Below are 17,731 nucleotides of genomic sequence, written 5' to 3'. Positions count from 1 at the left end.
ACCAATAACAACTATCGGGAGGTTTCTTTCAATGGCAGTTACAGCAGCACAAGTGAAAGAGTTACGTGAAAAAACAGGCGCAGGGATGTTGGATTGTAAGAAAGCGCTTGAAGAAGCAAACGGTGATATCACCAAAGCAGGCGAATTGCTTCGCGAGAAAGGTCTTTCTGCTGCAGCTAACAAAGCAGGCCGTATTGCTACAGAAGGCGCAGTAGAATCTTACATTCACGCTGGCGGTAAAGTAGGCGTACTTGTTGAGATCAACTGTGAAACTGACTTTGTTGGTAAAACAGAGCAATTCCGTACTTTCTGCAGAGACATCGCAATGCATATCGCAGCGGCTAACCCGACTTATGTACGTCGTGAAGAAGTGCCAACAGAAGCTTTGGAGAAAGAAAAAGAAATTCTTCGCAACCAAGCTTTGAATGAAGGCAAACCAGAGAAAATCATTGACAAAATGGTTGAAGGACGTATCGGTAAATATTACGAAGAGTTCTGCTTGATGGAGCAACAATTCGTTAAAGATCCAGACAAAACAATCGACCAATTGTTGAATGAAAAAATCGCAGCAATCGGCGAGAACATCTCCATTCGTCGTTTCGTACGTTTCGGCCTTGGTGAAGGTCTTGAGAAAAAACAAGAGAACTTTGCGGAAGAAGTTATGTCCCAAGTTAAACTATAATAGGCATTTAAAAAAGATGGAACACTTGGTGTTCCTTCTTTTTTAGCCAATAAGAGATCTGTTCAAGCATTGAAACGGAGGTTATACAAGTTGGGTCAACCTTTTTATAAAAGAATAGTGCTAAAATTGAGCGGCGAAGCTTTGGCAGGACAGCAGGGTTATGGCATTGATTCGGAAGTCATTACTTCCATTGCCCAACAGGTGAAGGATGTTGTGGAGTTAAATGTAGAAGTCGCTATTGTAGTGGGCGGTGGAAACATTTGGCGTGGTATTGCAGGTAGTGAGAAGGGTATGGATCGTGCGACAGCAGATTACATGGGTATGCTTGCAACTGTCATGAATTCTTTGGCTCTGCAGGATGCACTTGAGAATCTTGATGTGCCTACAAGAGTTCAATCTTCCATTACTATGCAGCAAGTGGCTGAACCATACATCCGTAGAAGAGCAATGCGTCACCTTGAAAAGGGTAGAGTTGTTATTTTCGCGGCAGGTACAGGGAATCCATACTTCTCAACGGATACAACAGCGGCTTTAAGAGCAGCTGAAATTGAAGCAGAAGTTATTCTCATGGCCAAAAATAAAGTGGATGGCGTTTATTCAGCAGATCCATTCAAAGATCCAACAGCGAAGAAATTCGAGACGTTAACCTATATGGAAGTTATCAGTAACAATCTTGGTGTCATGGATTCCACAGCATCTTCCCTTTGTATGGATAACAACATCCCGTTAGTGGTGTTCAATATCACAGAAAAAGGGAATATCAAACGAGTGGTCCTTGGCGAGAAAATTGGGACTACAGTTAAAGGGAGTGTCTAAACCATGCCACAATCAGTAAAAAAGAATGCAGAAGATCGGATGGATAAAGCAATAGGCGCATTAAGAAGAGACTTAACTTCTCTTCGTGCAGGCCGTGCTACGCCATCTTTATTAGATCGCATCCAAGTGGAATATTACGGAGCGATGACACCTGTGAATCAACTTGCGAATTTAACAACACCTGATTCACGTACTTTACTCATTCAACCATGGGACAAAAGTTCGATGACATCGATTGAGAAAGCGATTATGAAGTCTGACTTAGGATTAACGCCATCTAACGACGGGTTGGTTATTCGAATTGTTATTCCGGCTTTAACCGAAGAGCGTCGTAGCGATCTTGTGAAAATGACGAAGAAATTTGGCGAAGAAGCAAAGATTGCTATTCGTAACATCCGTCGTGATGCCAACGATGAGATCAAAAAGTTAGAAAAAGCTGGGATATCTGAAGACGAGTCCCGCAAACATCAAGAAGATATCCAAAAGTTTACTGATAAATTCGTAGCTGAAGTTGAGAAAGTTTTGGCTGCTAAAGAAAAAGAAATCATGGAAGTATAAGATAGATATGCCCCCGGGTATTCGCTGGGGGTTTTTCATCTTTCCCTAGTTGGGAGGAACAACTGTGCTCAAGCTAATTAAGAAATGGTTAGGAATCAATGTAAAGTCTGTTTCTTCAGCTATACCAGCTATCGAATTAGATAAAGTGCCAGCACATGTCGCTATCATTATGGACGGAAACGGTCGTTGGGCTAAGCAAAGAGGCTTACCTCGCGTAGCAGGGCATCATTCCGGCATGAAAAATGTTAAGAAAATTACGATGGCTGCAAATGAGATCGGTGTTAAGGTGCTAACGATGTATGCTTTTTCAACGGAAAATTGGAAAAGACCGAAGGAAGAAGTAGAATTTCTGATGAAACTTCCTCAAGAATTTTTTCCTTTAGAAATTGAAGAGCTGATCGAAAACAATGTTCGTATCCGAATGACGGGTTGGAAAGAAGGCTTACCTGATTACACACTCAAAGCGATTGAGGGAGCTATCGAACGGACGAAAGATAATACAGGACTCATTCTGAACTTTGCCTTAAATTATGGTGGGCGTAAAGAAATGATTGCTGGTGTTCAAGATATGATTCGTGATGTTCAAAATGGCAAACTACAAATAGAAGATTTGGATGAGGCAAGTTTTTCTTCCTATATGTTAACTTCGGATTTACCAGATCCAGACTTGTTAATTCGAACAAGTGGTGAGCTCAGACTAAGCAATTTTCTTCTTTGGCAATTAGCATATTCGGAGCTTTGGTTTACGGAGGCTTATTGGCCGGAATTCACGGAATCATTATTTATGCAAGCAATTGCAGAATATCAGCGCCGCGGGAGAAGATACGGAGGTATCTAATCACTTCGTATGTTTCCGGCGCGTGTTCATCTAGGGGGATTCAACTTGAAGCAAAGGATCGTCACGGGAGTCATTGCCGGGATCGTTTTCATTACGTTATTAGTATTGGGTGGTTATTGGTACGCTGGGTTAATCGTGTTACTGTCTATTATCGGCTTTCGTGAATATATGCAAATGAATGGCTACACGAAGTATAAATTAACAGCGGTTGTTGGTTTAATCTCCTTGTTATACTTAACGGTGCCGTGGGAGGCGTTTGGTGGTTCACTTCCCGTTTCTTTGACCGCCATTATTTGGCTGACCATGTTTGTCTTGCTTTTCATTACAGTCGCTTCAAAAAATACGATCACAATCGATCAGGTTTCTGTTATTTTACTTGGTGTCATTTACATAGGTTTTGGATTCAATTATATGATTGCTTCGCGCTTAATGGAGCATGGCTTATTTTGGTCAATCGTTGTGTTTGTATGTATTTGGGCTTCGGATTCAGGAGCTTATTTTGTCGGTTCGAAGCTGGGCAAACATCTTCTATGGCCTCAAATCAGTCCTAAGAAGTCAATTGAGGGAGCTGTAGGTGGCGTCGTTATTTCGATGATTGCCGCACTAGGATTCGCCTTGTATGCACCGGATTTGCTTGGGTTTGGCAGGGCATTGGTGCTAGGATTCGTAATTGCTGTTGTTGGACAAGTCGGAGATTTAATACAGTCGGCTTATAAGCGAGTAAAGGGTATTAAAGATACGGGAACCTTACTTCCGGGGCACGGTGGAGTACTCGATCGGATGGATAGTTGGCTTATCGTATTTCCATTTATTCATTGGCTTGGAATTCTTACTCACTAATAGTCATAGGCGAGGTGGAATATGATGAAACGAATTGCCATTCTGGGTTCAACAGGGTCTATTGGTACACAAACCCTAGATATTGTCCAGCATGCCTCAGAGAAATTTCAGATTGAAGCATTATCTGGCGGTTATAATAGCCAATTATTGATTGAACAAGTTAAAAAGTTTCACCCAAAAGTAGTATCAGTAGCGACCAAGGAGCTTGCCGAGGAAGTTTCCAAGAATGTTTCGTCATCGACCAAGGTGTTATATGGTGAAGAAGGATTAATGGAAGTTGCTGCATCAACAGATGCAGACTTGGTTGTAACAGCTTTGGTAGGGAGTCAGGGACTTAAGCCTACAATGGCCGCGATTGAAGCTGGCAAACACATCGGACTCGCTAATAAGGAGACGTTAGTGAGTGCAGGCCATATTGTAAAGGATGCAATTCGTCGAAAAGGCGTGTCGTTGCTGCCTATTGATAGTGAGCATTCGGCTATATTTCAATGTTTGAATGGTGAGAATCGATCGCAAATTGCGAAAATAACGCTTACGGCTTCTGGTGGTTCCTTTCGGGATCGATCGCGTGAAGAGTTAGAGGGAGTAACGGTCGAACAAGCCCTGCAACATCCGAATTGGTCGATGGGAGCCAAGATTACGATAGATTCAGCAACGATGGTCAATAAAGGTCTTGAGGTCATTGAGGCTCATTGGTTATTTGATCTCTCCTATGACCAAATAGATGTCCTCATTCATCCTGAAAGTGTCATTCATTCCTTTGTAGAATTTGTTGACAATAGTGTAATTGCTCAGCTTGGTAATCCGGATATGCGAGTTCCTATCCAATACGCATTGACCTACCCAGACAGATATCCGACGCCGACCAATCGGCTAGATTTGGCTGCCATCGGAAAGCTTCATTTCCGTGAAATGGATTACAATCGGTATCCGTGTTTACGAATGGCCTTTGAGAGCGGCAAGCAGGGAGGTACTACACCTACAGTTTATAATGCAGCGAACGAAATCGCTGTTGCACGCTTCCTCAAAGGTGAGATTACGTTCTTGCAAATTGAACAGATCATTGAACTTGTTTTGCAGAAACACGAATCCCATTCAACCCCTCATCTAGACGTCATTCATGAGCAGGATATTTGGGCAAGAGCCTTTGCATCATCCATCGTATTTTAATTTCATGAGAGCTTAGGTCAGCGAGGTTGGCTCGGCTCTTTTTTCAATCTATCACCTAGGCGCTTTATAAAGTAAAGTCTAATTCAAACTCTCAGCTCGTATACTGTGCTTAAAGGGCATAGCTTGTATTCAGCAGTTCAATAATGTTAATCTAAGAACATGCTGTCCATAAGTGGATGCTTAGAAGGCAGGTTTTCAAACGAAAACGTTATGGTTTTTGCAAACATAGGTAAGTTTTCTGAAGAAAACTCGAAGGAGGAAATACGACTTGTCAGCCATAGAAGTTGGATTGAAGGTTATTTTGTTGTTTTTCGTTCTCGTTACGATTCATGAATGGGGTCATTTTTACTTTGCGAAACGTGCAGGCATCTTAGTTCGAGAATTTGCAATCGGCTTTGGACCCAAAATTTTCTCATATAAAAAAGGGGAAACTCGCTATACCTTGCGCATTTTGCCAATTGGTGGATTCGTTCGCATGGCAGGGGAAGATCCGGAAATTGTCCAAGTGAACCCTGGACAAACGGTTGCCGTTAAATTAAATAAACAAAATCAAGTGTCATCCCTTTATCTTGATCAACTAGATCGACGCTCGAATGTTATCATTGGTGTCGTGGAACAAATTGATTTAGAAAGAGCGCTTCGAGTATCACTTGATGTTGACGGAGAAAGCGTTACTTATCCCATTGATCCACAAGCTATGATGGTGACCAAAGGGACAGAAACTCAGATTGCTCCATATGATCGGCAGTTTGGCTCGAAAACGGTTGGCCAGCGTGCAATTGCTATTGTGATGGGGCCTGTGATGAACTTCATACTTGCGATTGTGTTGTTCTTTATCGTTGTTATTATGTCGGGCGTTTTTACGAACGTTAAGTTAGATTCTGTGCTTGCTGGTAAAGCAGGCGAGAAGTCGGGTCTACATAAAGGGGATATCATCATATCGATTGATAATCAGCCGATTGGTGATGACCGCGAGAAGCTTGTCACTTCGATTCAATCATCTGCTGGAAAGCCGATGACCTGGGTTGTGGATCGTTCAGGTAATCCAATTACTCTTCAGGTTACACCTGAAATGGAGGCAGGGGCTGGTAAGCTCGGCGTAGTCATTTCTGGGGATCGCAGAAGTGCAACCTTTAGCGAAGTGTTAACTGGCACATACGAACAAGTCGTTGGAACAACGATAGGTATTGTGACTGGATTACAGAAGCTTGTTATGCTGCAGTTTAAACTTGATGATCTTGGCGGACCTGTCCGGACTGCTCAAGTTTCAGCTGAATTTGCCAAAATGGGAATAACTTACTTAATCTCATGGGCAGCTACATTAAGCTTGTATCTAGGTATATTTAATCTCTTGCCTATTCCAGCTTTAGATGGAAGCCGACTTCTATTTATGGGTCTAGAAGCATTACGCGGGAAGCCAATTGATCCGAATCGAGAAAGTATGGTTCACTTTGTTGGTTTTGCACTGCTAATGCTGCTCATGGTGGCAGTTACTTACAATGATATTTTAAGATTAATTAAGGGATAGTCCTAATATTGTAGGAGGGTTTATGTCAAACGATAAACAGTTTGTTAAAGAGATTACACCACAGGGAGAGGATTTCTCCCGTTGGTACATAGATGTGATCAAGAAAGCTGATTTGATGAGCTATTCGCCAGTGCGCGGCTGTATCGTGTTTAAACCGGATGGCTATGAAATATGGGAAAACATTCAACGTGAACTCGATAGTAAATTCAAAGAAACGGGTCACCGAAACGCTTATTTTCCTTTATTTATTCCAGAGAGTTTTTTCCAGAAGGAAAAAGAACACGTAGAAGGCTTTAATCCAGAGCTGCCTTGGGTCACTGAAGCAGGCGGAGAGAAGCTCGAAGAACGTCTAGCTATTCGTCCAACTTCGGAAACGATGATTGGTCACATGTATTCGGAATGGATCAACTCCTATCGCGATCTTCCCCTTTTAATTAATCAATGGGCTAACGTAGTTCGATGGGAGAAGCGCACATTGCCTTTCCTTCGGACTACGGAGTTCTTGTGGCAGGAAGGCCATACCGCTCATGAAGATGAGCAGGATGCTCGCCGTGAAACGATGCAGATGCTGGATGTATACCGCCAATTTGCGGAAGATTTCTTAGCAATCCCTGTTATTGTTGGGCAGAAGACTCCTTCTGAGAAATTCGCGGGTGCTATCGATACGTTCTCTATTGAGGCGATGATGAAAGATGGGAAAGCTGTGCAAGCTGGCACCTCACACTATCTGGGCACGAATTTTGCAGTCGCTTTCGATATCAAGTTCTTGGACCGTGAAAATCAGCATCAATTTGCTCATACGACTTCATGGGGAGTTAGTACTCGACTCATCGGTGCACTTATCATGGTTCATGGCGATGATCGTGGGTTGGTATTGCCGCCTAAAGTTGCCCCAACTCAAGTCATCATGATTCCGATTGGTCCTCCAAAAACGCGGGAACAAGTTATTGGACGGGTAGATGAATTGTATGCAGAGCTTAAGAAAGCAGGCGTTCGAGTTAAAGTGGATGACCGAGCTGACCAAAGCCCGGGTTGGAAATTTAATGAATATGAAATGCGCGGTGTACCAATCCGTGTTGAATTAGGTCCTCGTGACATGGAAAATGGACAAGTTGTTCTCGTTTCTCGAGTAAGCGGGGAGAAGAAAATAGTTCAACAAGCGAATTTTGTCGAAGAAATTCAAAATTTACTTGCTGAGATTCATCAGCAGATGTATGATAAAGCGAAGCAGTTCCGTGACGAGCATTACATAGCGGTGGATTCCATTGATGAGTTCAAAACATTCTTGGAGACCAAACGCGGGTTTGCTTTAGCTGGCTGGTGCGGCTCTAACGCTTGTGAAGAGCAAGTGAAGCAAGAAACAGGTGCGACTAGCCGTAACATTCCATTCACACCTTCAGAAACGAAGTCAACTTGTCTGGTTTGCGGTGATACTGCTAAACATACGGTCGTTTTTGGCCGAAGCTATTAATTACAATCAAGGGCAAATGGAAGCAACAATTCCATTGCCCTTGGTATTTTTATGGGGAGGCTGTTCATGAGTAATTTGGCTGATAAACGGAATCGCTTTGAGCTTTTGATGCAGCAAGCCGAGATTCCAGCCGATATCGTGCGGTCATTTTTTGCGGAAGGCTACATCGAGCAAGTAGAAATTAGTCGTAAAAATCGCGACTGGACCTTTTATTTGGTGAAAAATGAAATAGTGCCTCAGAACGTTTACCGCTCTTTTTGTAAAATGATTCAAGAGAAGTTCGCTCAGATTGCGAAGATTCGTTTTATTTGGAAATATGAGCAAGCTGATCCCGCTGCTTTGGTGGAGGAATACTGGAGCCTATTTATGGAGTGGCTGCAGCGTGAAGTAGCATCAATTAACGGTTGGATGTCGAAATCAAGGTTTGAGGTACAAGGTCATACACTAACGCTCATTATGCTTGATCAGATCGGACTTGAACTTGCTAAAAAGAAAAATGTAGATATGTTCATACGGAACTTTTTTCATAACTTTTTTCAAACCGAATTAATCGTAAAGTATGCGGTTAGTGATTCTACCGAGATCGAAGCTGAGTACGAGAAATTTGCGAAGAAGCGCGAGCAAGGCGAGAAGACCATTACCCAAGAGATCATGATGTCCATCGACATGGAAGAAGAAGAATCCTCATTACCAGATACGGATCTCAAGCTTGTCATGGGTATTGATATCAAAGAGGTGCCGACGCCACTCAAGAACATTCAAGAAGAAGAGAAGAAACTGACGGTTCAGGGTACCGTATTTGGACTAGATGTCAAGGAATTGAGAAATGGAAACACGTTATTTACATTTAACCTGACCGATTTTACAGATTCTTTGGCGATGAAAGTATTTGCGAAAACCAAAGATGATGTGAAAATTATGAGCCTTCTTGCAAATGGAACATGGATTAGAGCGAGAGGGAAGGTCGAGTACGATCGTTTCATGCAAATTCCTGAACTTGTCATGATTCCGAATGACCTGAACGAAGTTATGGCTCCCAGGGATCGCATGGACGATGCAGCTGAGAAGCGTGTTGAGTTTCATTTACACACGACAATGAGTACCATGGATGCTTTGACACCTATTGATCAATATGTGAAAATGGCTGCTAAATGGGGGCATAAAGCCATCGCGGTTACTGATCATAGTAACATACAATGTTTCCCTGATGCAGGTAAAGCAGCCAAAAAGCACGGAATTAAAGTGATTTATGGTGTGGAAGCAAACGTTGTGAATGACTCTGTTCCTATTGTGATGAATGGTAGAGATATGGATCTGAAGCAAGCAACATATGTGATATTCGACGTAGAGACAACGGGGCTTTCTGTTACCAATAACCGAATTATCGAGCTTGCAGGTGTTAAAATGCAGGACGGTAAAGAAATTGATCGGTTTGCAACGTTCATTAACCCCCACGAGAAAATTCCATATAACATTCAACAATTGACGAACATTAACGATGATATGGTAAAAGATGCGCCTGATATCGAGGATGAGCTACCTAAGTTTGTTGAGTTTGTTGGTGATTGTGTTCTCGTAGCCCATAATGCTCGATTTGATATGGGTTTCCTTCAAGCGAATTTGAAACGTATGGGATTGCCAGAGGTTACGAACTCCGTACTGGATACCCTAGAGCTTGCTAGATTTTTATTCCCATCAATGAAGAACCATCGATTGAATACATTGTCGGATAAATTTAAAGTAGGCTTGGACAACCATCACCGAGCGATTGATGACTCTATTGCCTTAGGTTTTGTTTTATATCATTTAATTAACGAGGCTAATGATCGACAAATAACGAATCTTGCTAAATTGAATGATTATGTAGGAAAAGATTTATCTAATCAGCGTCCTTTCCATTGTTGTGTTTACGCGTTAAATGCCGTTGGGAAGAAGAACTTATTCAAACTTATATCCTTATCCCATACAACGTATTTACAGCGCTCCGCAACGATTCCCAAAAGTGTTCTAGTAGAGCACAGAGAAGGTCTTCTTATCACGTCTGGCTGTGAAAAAGGTGAATTCTTTGAGGCCGTTCTAAATAAATCAATCGAAGAAGCCGAGCAAGTGGCTGAGTTCTATGACATTCTCGAGATTCAACCTGTGAGCTATAACATGCATCTGGTAGAGAAGGGCCTTGTTGGGAGCGTCGAAGATTTAGAAAATGCTGTACGACGTGTTTGTGAAATTGGTTATAAGACCGGCAAACCGGTTATTGCTACAGGGAATGCGCATTATCTGAATCCTCGTGAGAAAGTATGCAGAGATATTGCCATTAATGGAATTACCGGGTTTAGTCCACTTAAAGCCATGAAAAAACCAGATGCTCATTTCCGTACGACCAAAGAGATGCTAGAAGAATTCAAGTTTCTTGGTGAAGAAAAAGCACTTGAAGTTGTCGTGCGCAGTACGAATGACCTGGCAGATCGGTTCGAAGTCATTGAACTATTCCCGGATAAGCTGTTCACACCCATCATCGAAGGTGCCGACGAAGAAATTCGTACCACCTGTTACGAAACAGCGAAGAAAATGTATGGGGATGAACTTCCGGAAGTCATTATAGCCCGACTTGAGAAAGAGCTTGTTCCGATTATTAAGTTCGGTTTCTCTGCCAACTATTTGATTTCCGAACGTCTTGTGAAAAAGTCGAATGCGGACGGATATCTCGTAGGTTCAAGGGGTTCCGTTGGTTCTTCCGTCGTTGCGATGATGTTAGGCATTTCTGAGGTTAATCCGCTGCCCCCTCATTATATATGTGTTTCTTGTCAGCATAGTGAGTGGTTCCTGGACGGAAGCGTTCCGAGTGGGTTCGATCTTCCGAATAAAGTTTGCCCGAATTGCGGGGGTAATTTAAAAGGTGACGGTCACGACATTCCGTTTGAGACGTTTCTTGGCTTTAAAGGGGACAAGGTTCCCGATATCGATTTGAACTTCTCTGGCGTTTATCAACCGATTGCGCATAATTTTACGAAAGAAATTTTTGGTGAGAAGAATGTATTCCGTGCGGGCACCATCGGTACTGTCGCCGAGAAGACGGCATTCGGATTCGTCAAGAAGTATGAAGAAGAACAAGGCCAGAAATGGCGCGGTGCTGAGATTAGCCGATTAGCTGCGGGCTGTACAGGTGTGAAAAGAAGTACAGGTCAGCATCCCGGCGGTATTGTTGTTGTACCGGATTATATGGAAGTAGATGATATCACACCCGTACAATACCCAGCAGATGATAAGAATTCGGAATGGAAAACGACCCATTTTGATTATCATGCCTTTGACGCCAATTTGCTGAAACTTGATATTCTCGGACACGACGACCCGACGATGATGCGGATGCTGCAAGATTTAACAGGTATTGATCCAACGACAATTCCGATGAATGATGCAAAAGCGATGAGTATCTTCAACTCGACGGAAGCGATTGGGGTCAGACCGGATCAAATCCGATCCCCAGTAGCTACTTATGGTGTACCGGAAATGGGAACCAAGTTCGTTCGTCAGATGCTTCATGAAACGCAGCCAAGCTCCTTTGCTGACTTATTGCAAATCTCCGGTTTGTCACATGGAACGGGTGTTTGGTTGGGTAACGCACAAGAGTTAATTAAAAAAGGGATATGTAACATTAAGACTGTTATTGGCTGTCGTGATGATATCATGCTCTTCTTGATTTATAAGGCGGGAATGGATGCAGGTCTTGCTTTCAAAATTACCGAGAGTGTTCGTAAAGGTAAGGGGCTTACAGATGAATGGAAAGATGAGATGAAACGCTGTAATGTGCCAGCTTGGTATATTGAATCTTGTGAACGGATTGAATATATGTTTCCAAAGGCGCATGCTGCTGCTTATGTTATCTCTGCTGTTCGTACAGCTTACTTTAAGGTTTATCATCCTATATCCTACTATGCGACCTATTTTAGTGTTCGTGCGGCTGACTTTGATTTGGAGCTTCTGTGCCAAGGATATGATGCCATTCTTAAAAAGTTAATTGAGATTGAAGAGAAAGGCTTCCAGGCGCTGCCGAAAGAAAAAGCGATGGTTTCCATTCTGGAGATGTCACTCGAAATGACGTCCCGTGGCTTCAGTTTCAAACCGATTGATATCTATCGTTCGGATGCGACGCGGTTTATTATCGATGGTACGTCACTTATCCCGCCATTTGCGGCAATGTCAGGTATCGGAGATAACGCAGCCAAAAATATTGCCGCTGCCAAAGAGGAAGGGGACTTCCTCTCCATCGAAGATTTCCAGAATCGCTCCAAGGCCTCAAAGACGGTCATTGAGATGCTCAGCTCGATGGGATGTTTCCGCGGACTGCCGGAATCGAATCAATTGTCCTTATTCTAAGCTTCTGAAGCAAGTTTTCTAAAGAAAAACTCAAAAGGTAATGCTTCCGAAGTAAGTTTTCTAAAGAAAACTTTTAGCTGTCAAGTGAAAATGATTAACAAGTTTGCTATTGTAATGCAAAGAATGGTTATGGTATAATTTTTATTGGCAATAATGAGGATATCATCTTGTGATTAAAGAGTGGGGAAACCCACTCTTTACATTTTGATATAGGACTTTTCGGAATAAGATAAAGGAAAGTCAATTTAGGAGGTACATTTATCTGTGGCTACACAAGCGCAAATCAAATCCGTCATTGAGGACATGCTGAAGGATTTCATTGAACAAAATGGATTTGAACTCGTGGATATTGAATATGTCAAAGAGGGCAGCAACTGGTTCCTTCGTGTCTATGCAGACAAGGAAGGCGGAATTGATATAGATGATTGCGGCCGCATCAGTGAATACTTAAGTGTTCAATTGGATGAAAAAGATCCCATCGCTGATGCCTATTTCTTGGAAGTATCTTCACCAGGCGCGGAACGTCCGCTTAAGAAGACTCAAGATTATCACAAGGCTGTGAATAGTCATGTATTTGTTACCACCTATGAACCGATAGACGGTTCCAAGGAATTTGAAGGTTTGCTGCTTTCCTTTGACGAGGAAGAGCTCGTTATTGAAATTGGCAAAAAGAAAATAATTATCCCGTTCGCTAAAGTAGCAAGCGCTCGTCTAGCTATCGTTTTTTAGTGACCGTTACTTATTGAAAGGGGGGACTCAGTTCAAATGAACACGGATTTTATCGAAGCGCTGTCGGAAATTGAACGTGAGAAGGGTATCTCAAAGGAGTTACTTATCGATGCGATTGAAGCAGCGATGATTTCAAGTTATAAACGTAATTTCAACACCGCACAGAACGTGCGAGTTGATATCAATCGCCATACTGGCCTCATCAAGGTTTATGCCCGTAAAACCGTAACTGAGGAAGTATTAGATCCAAGATTGGAAATTTCACTTCACGCTTCTCGTGAAATTAATCCGAATTACCAATTGGAAGATATCGTTGAAATTGAAGTGACTCCTCGTGATTTCGGACGTATTGCTGCTCAAACTGCCAAACAAGTGGTGACTCAGCGTATTCGTGAAGCCGAGCGTGGCTTAATTTATAATGCTTTTATCGACAAAGAAGAAGATATCGTTACAGGTATCCTTCAACGTCAAGATCAACGTAACATTTATGTGGACCTTGGTAAAGTTGAGGCAGTGCTGCCTTTGACTGAATTGATGCCTACAGATAAGTTCAAACAGGGCGATCGGATTAAAGCGTATATCACGAAAGTGGAAAATACGACGAAAGGACCGCAAATCATTTTATCTAGAACACATCCAGGGCTTTTGAAGCGTCTTTTTGAACTGGAAGTGCCTGAAATCTTTGATGGTGTGGTCGAAATTCGTTCGGTAGCGCGTGAAGCCGGTTTCCGATCCAAAATTGCCGTTCATTCTCGCAACGCTGAAGTTGATCCAGTAGGATCCTGTGTAGGGCCTAAAGGATTACGTGTTCAAACGATTGTAAGCGAACTGCGCGGCGAGAAAATTGACATCGTTCGCTGGATGGAAAGCGTGGAAGAATACGTAGCCAATGCGCTTAGCCCTTCCAAAGTGCTTGAAGTGCAAATTCATGAAAATGAAAAAATGGCGCGTGTCATTGTACCTGACTATCAGCTTTCTTTGGCTATTGGAATCAAAGGGCAAAATGCTCGTCTTGCAGCCAAATTAACAGGTTGGAAAATAGACATCAAAAGTGAAACACAAGCCGAACAGGAATATGGCAGAGTGAAAACTTATTCAGAAGAAATGCATCAAGATTCTGTGAGTGTCGATTAAGTTTTTGTTTGGAGCAAGGGGTGATCGGAATGAAGCAGAGAAAAATCCCTCTGAGAAAATGCGTGGCCTGCCAGGAAATGATGCCGAAGAGGGACTTGATCCGCATCGTCAAAACGCCTGAAGATGAAATTCTCATTGATCTTAAAGGGAAAAAGTCTGGGCGCGGTGCCTACCTGTGCGGTAAAGTGTCTTGTTTTAAATTGGCAAAGAAAAGTAAAGCCCTGGATAGAGCACTGAAGCATGCCGTTGGTGCCGATATTTATGACCAATTGGAGCAAGATTTCATTCGTGTTGAAGATGAGTTCCTCTCTTCAAAAGAGGAGGAGTCTGAGGATGAATCCTAAATTTCTATCCCAATTGGGTTTGGCGATGCGAGCAGGGAAGCTAGTTACCGGTGATGAAGGTGTGTTTAAAGCGATTCGCTCGGGAGAAGCCAAACTTGTCATTATGGCGGAGGATGCATCCGCTAATACACGTAAGAAATTTCAAGACAAATGCCAATTCTATGGGATTAAACTCATGGAAATAGGTACGAAGTATGAATTGGGCCGCAGCATTGGGAAAGAAATGCGTGTCACCATAGGTGTATTGGACGGAGGCTTCGCGCAGATGCTGCAGAAGAGTCAAGATAATCCTGCGGAGGTGAAACATATTGACCAATAAACAAGACAATAAAGATAAGACTCGCGTTTACGAATACGCAAAACAACTCAATATGAGCAGCAAAGAAATTATAACCATCCTCAAACGTCTGAATATTCCCGTTAACAATCATATGAGTGTAATGGAAAATGACGCAGTGAGCAGTGTAGAAAAGTTTTTTCGTGATATTAAAGCCAATGCGGCTGCCAAACGAGCAGCTACGGACGGAGGAAATGTGAGTTCATCTACGACGAATCAGAATCCTGCAACGCAGGCTCCAGCACAAGAGAATAAAGGTGCAGCAACACCGGCTTCGAAGCCTGTTGCTTCAGAACCAACGAACAGCACGACTACAAATGGTGCTGTAACAGCACCTCAAGGACAATCTACGCCTAATACGGCTAGTCGTCCAGCTCAGTCTGGGCGCGATCAACGCCCAAGTGGTCAAGGATCATCGCAAGGCGGCCAACGTCCAAACAGTCAAGGCCAAGGTGGACAACGTACAGGTTATCAAGGTTCCAATCCAGGCGGGCAGCGTCCTAGCGGCCAAGGTTCAAGCCAAGGTGGACAACGTACGGGTTATCAAGGTTCCAATCCAGGTGGACAGCGTCCAAGTGGTCAAGGCGGGGGCCAAGGTGGACAACGTACGGGGTATCAAGGTTCCAATCCAGGTGGACAGCGTCCTGGTGGCTCTACTGGCGGCTATAATAGCCAACGTCCAAGCGGCGGTCAAGGCTACAGCCAAGGTCAAGGTCAAGGCCAAGGCGGAGCTCCACGCAGCAATAGTAACTATGCAGGATCTCGTCCAAGTCAGGGGACTGGTGGACCGGGAGCTGGTGGTGGACAAAGCGCGAATAGCGGTCGTCCGCAAAATGCAGGCCCGAACCGTAGTGCTGGTCCAAACCGTCAGTCTAAACCGTTTGATAACCGCAACAATAATCAAAGCGGAAGACCTGTCATTCAAGAAGCTAAGCCGCAGTTCCACGTAGGAGCAACAGCAGCTGAATTGGATGATGCAGCAGCTAAAGCGGGTGTTATTACAACTAAGAAATCTAAACCAACACCTAAGCGTTTTGATGATAACCGTTCCGGCGGAAATCGTGGGCCTGGTGGACAAAACAGAGGCAATCAACGCGGTAACAATAGAGGCAGATACCAACAGGAAACTGTTAAAAAAGAGAAAATTGACAATACACCTAAGAAAATCATCGTTCGTGGCAGTATGACTGTTGGTGAAACAGCGAAATTACTTCACAAAGATGCTTCTGAAGTTATTAAAAAGCTTTTGTTCTTGGGCACAATGGCAACAATCAACCAAGAGCTTGATTTGGAAGCTATTCAATTGATTGCATCCGAGTTTGGTGTTGAAGTTGAAATTAAGATTAAAGTCGAAGAAGATAATTTCGAGACTTTCGAAGAAATTGACGATGAGGCTGATCTGATTGAGCGTCCGCCAGTTGTTACGATCATGGGTCACGTCGATCATGGTAAAACGACTTTACTTGATGCTATTCGTAAAACAAGTGTAACCGAGGGTGAAGCAGGCGGTATTACGCAGCACATCGGTGCTTATCAAGTTGAAGTTAACCAAAAGAAAATCACTTTCTTGGATACGCCTGGTCACGAAGCTTTTACAACCATGCGTGCCCGCGGTGCACAAGTAACCGATATTACAATTATCGTTGTTGCTGCTGATGACGGCGTAATGCCACAAACCGTTGAAGCTATTAACCATGCTAAAGCGGCAGGTGTTCCGATCATTGTAGCAGTTAACAAGATTGATAAAGAAGGCGCAAATCCAGATCAAATCAAGCAAGCACTTACTGCTTATGAGTTGGTTCCGGAAGAGTGGGGCGGAGATACGATTTTCTGTGAAATTTCCGCGAAACAACGGATTGGACTTGAAAATCTGCTTGAGATGATTCTGCTTGTTGCGGAAGTTCAAGAGTATAAAGCTAATCCGAACAAACGTGCTAGAGCGACTGTAATCGAAGCCGAGTTGGATAAAGGTCGTGGTCCAGTTGCCAGAATCCTGATTCAACATGGTACATTGAAAGTCGGAGATAGCTTCGTAGCTGGCGTGTGCTTCGGCCGCGTAAGAGCGATGGTGAATGATAAAGGTAAACGTTTGAAAGAAGCGGGTCCTTCAACACCAGTTGAAATCACGGGTCTTACAGAAGTTCCGCAAGCTGGGGATCCATTCCTTGCTTATGAAGATGAGCGTAAGGCTAGAGACATTGCAGATCGTCGTTCCATTGCACTTCGACAATCCGAGATGACGGCGAATTCACGCGTCACGTTGGATGACCTCTTTAAACACATTAAAGACGGCGAGATCAAAGAGCTGAATGTAATCATCAAAGGTGACGTTCAAGGTTCTGTAGAAGCCCTGAAAAGCTCACTTGAGAAGATCGAAGTGGAAGGTGTTCGCGTTAAAATTCTTCACAACGGTGTTGGTGCTGTTACGGAGTCTGATATTATTCTGGCTTCTGCATCTAATGCGATTATTATCGGTTTCAATGTTCGTCCTGAACCTGCTGCGAAAGCAACAGCAGATCAAGAGAAAGTTGATATCCGTCTGCATAACATTATTTACAACGTAATTGAAGAAATCGAGCAAGCTATGAAGGGCATGCTGGATCCTATCTTTAAAGAAGTTGTACTTGGTCAAGCAGAAGTTCGTAATGTGTTCAAAATTACGGGTTCAGGTACAATTGCTGGATGTATGATTATCTCAGGCAAGATTGCTCGTAATGCACAAACTCGCTTGATCCGCAGTGGTATTGTCGTACACGAAGGTAAAATTGACTCCCTGAAACGATTCAAGGATGACCAAAAAGAAGTGGCACAAGGTTATGAGTGTGGTATATCTCTTGAGCGTTATCATGATATTAAAGAGGGCGACATTATTGAAGCCTTCATCATGGAGTCCGTTGAGAGGTGATG

14 protein-coding genes are annotated in these 17,731 nt (G+C 43.2%); all 14 read left to right on the top strand.

The features are described 5' to 3' along the window. The first annotated feature begins 31 nt into the window (after positions 1-31). The 14 genes from tsf to infB all read left to right on the top strand — a co-directional run bounded on the left by tsf (position 32) and on the right by infB (position 17,729). Positions 32-682, top strand: coding sequence for a translation elongation factor Ts (gene tsf / locus GC102_RS03530; protein WP_029195234.1), 651 nt, complete (start codon positions 32-34; stop codon positions 680-682). A 90-nt stretch (positions 683-772) separates the two neighbouring features. Then, positions 773-1,498, top strand: a complete 726-nt coding sequence (gene pyrH / locus GC102_RS03525; protein ID WP_029195235.1) for a UMP kinase — start codon at positions 773-775, stop codon at positions 1,496-1,498. Positions 1,499-1,501: 3 nt separating this feature from the next. After that, positions 1,502-2,056: a ribosome recycling factor gene (gene frr, locus GC102_RS03520; RefSeq protein WP_029195236.1), complete on the top strand. Its 555-nt coding sequence runs from the start codon at positions 1,502-1,504 to the stop codon at positions 2,054-2,056. A 64-nt stretch (positions 2,057-2,120) separates the two neighbouring features. Continuing rightward, positions 2,121-2,894 (top strand): undecaprenyl pyrophosphate synthase, encoded by a 774-nt coding sequence (gene uppS / locus GC102_RS03515; protein ID WP_029195237.1) that lies wholly within the window; start codon positions 2,121-2,123, stop codon positions 2,892-2,894. A 45-nt stretch (positions 2,895-2,939) separates the two neighbouring features. Next, complete coding sequence (locus GC102_RS03510; RefSeq protein ID WP_171688240.1) at positions 2,940-3,734, top strand: phosphatidate cytidylyltransferase; 795 nt, start codon at positions 2,940-2,942, stop codon at positions 3,732-3,734. Positions 3,735-3,758: 24 nt separating this feature from the next. After that, entirely contained in the window at positions 3,759-4,904 is a 1,146-nt protein-coding gene (locus GC102_RS03505; RefSeq protein WP_171688581.1) for a 1-deoxy-D-xylulose-5-phosphate reductoisomerase, read from the top strand. 268 nt (positions 4,905-5,172) lie between these two features. Further along, positions 5,173-6,432 (top strand): RIP metalloprotease RseP, encoded by a 1,260-nt coding sequence (rseP, locus tag GC102_RS03500; RefSeq protein WP_171688239.1) that lies wholly within the window; start codon positions 5,173-5,175, stop codon positions 6,430-6,432. 22 nt (positions 6,433-6,454) lie between these two features. After that, the gene (proS, locus tag GC102_RS03495; protein ID WP_171688238.1) at positions 6,455-7,903 is read left to right on the top strand and encodes a proline--tRNA ligase; all 1,449 of its coding nucleotides are present in this window, start codon (positions 6,455-6,457) and stop codon (positions 7,901-7,903) included. A gap of 66 nt (positions 7,904-7,969) precedes the next feature. Then, positions 7,970-12,280 (top strand): PolC-type DNA polymerase III, encoded by a 4,311-nt coding sequence (locus GC102_RS03490; protein WP_171688237.1) that lies wholly within the window; start codon positions 7,970-7,972, stop codon positions 12,278-12,280. A gap of 264 nt (positions 12,281-12,544) precedes the next feature. Further along, positions 12,545-13,009: a ribosome maturation factor RimP gene (gene rimP, locus GC102_RS03485; protein WP_029195243.1), complete on the top strand. Its 465-nt coding sequence runs from the start codon at positions 12,545-12,547 to the stop codon at positions 13,007-13,009. A gap of 36 nt (positions 13,010-13,045) precedes the next feature. After that, positions 13,046-14,143 carry a transcription termination factor NusA gene (nusA, locus tag GC102_RS03480; RefSeq protein WP_047672911.1) on the top strand — a complete coding sequence of 366 codons (1,098 nt, stop codon included), beginning with the start codon at positions 13,046-13,048 and terminating at the stop codon, positions 14,141-14,143. 29 nt (positions 14,144-14,172) lie between these two features. Then, the gene (gene rnpM, locus GC102_RS03475; RefSeq protein WP_029195245.1) at positions 14,173-14,487 is read left to right on the top strand and encodes an RNase P modulator RnpM; all 315 of its coding nucleotides are present in this window, start codon (positions 14,173-14,175) and stop codon (positions 14,485-14,487) included. Then, entirely contained in the window at positions 14,477-14,806 is a 330-nt protein-coding gene (locus GC102_RS03470) for a L7Ae/L30e/S12e/Gadd45 family ribosomal protein (RefSeq protein ID WP_171648885.1), read from the top strand. Before rnpM ends, GC102_RS03470 begins: the two co-directional genes overlap by 11 nt. After that, positions 14,796-17,729: a translation initiation factor IF-2 gene (infB, locus tag GC102_RS03465; RefSeq protein ID WP_171688236.1), complete on the top strand. Its 2,934-nt coding sequence runs from the start codon at positions 14,796-14,798 to the stop codon at positions 17,727-17,729. The genes GC102_RS03470 and infB overlap by 11 nt, the downstream gene beginning before the upstream one ends. Positions 17,730-17,731 lie beyond the last annotated feature (2 nt).

Source organism: Paenibacillus germinis (assembly GCF_013141785.1).
GTDB classification, from domain to species: Bacteria; Bacillota; Bacilli; order Paenibacillales; family NBRC-103111; genus Paenibacillus_E; species Paenibacillus_E phytorum.
The sequence above is the reverse complement of the archived record's forward strand: the minus strand, read 5'-3'. Positions and strand labels throughout refer to the sequence as shown.

Coding starts and splice junctions, on each gene's coding strand:
- frr (WP_029195236.1), top strand. CDS start 1,502: ATGCCACAATCAGTAAAAAAGAATGCAGAAGATCGGATGGATAAAGCA.
- GC102_RS03470 (WP_171648885.1), top strand. CDS start 14,477: ATGAATCCTAAATTTCTATCCCAATTGGGTTTGGCGATGCGAGCAGGG.
- GC102_RS03505 (WP_171688581.1), top strand. CDS start 3,759: ATGAAACGAATTGCCATTCTGGGTTCAACAGGGTCTATTGGTACACAA.
- rnpM (WP_029195245.1), top strand. CDS start 14,173: ATGAAGCAGAGAAAAATCCCTCTGAGAAAATGCGTGGCCTGCCAGGAA.
- GC102_RS03490 (WP_171688237.1), top strand. CDS start 7,970: ATGAGTAATTTGGCTGATAAACGGAATCGCTTTGAGCTTTTGATGCAG.
- nusA (WP_047672911.1), top strand. CDS start 13,046: ATGAACACGGATTTTATCGAAGCGCTGTCGGAAATTGAACGTGAGAAG.
- tsf (WP_029195234.1), top strand. CDS start 32: ATGGCAGTTACAGCAGCACAAGTGAAAGAGTTACGTGAAAAAACAGGC.
- proS (WP_171688238.1), top strand. CDS start 6,455: ATGTCAAACGATAAACAGTTTGTTAAAGAGATTACACCACAGGGAGAG.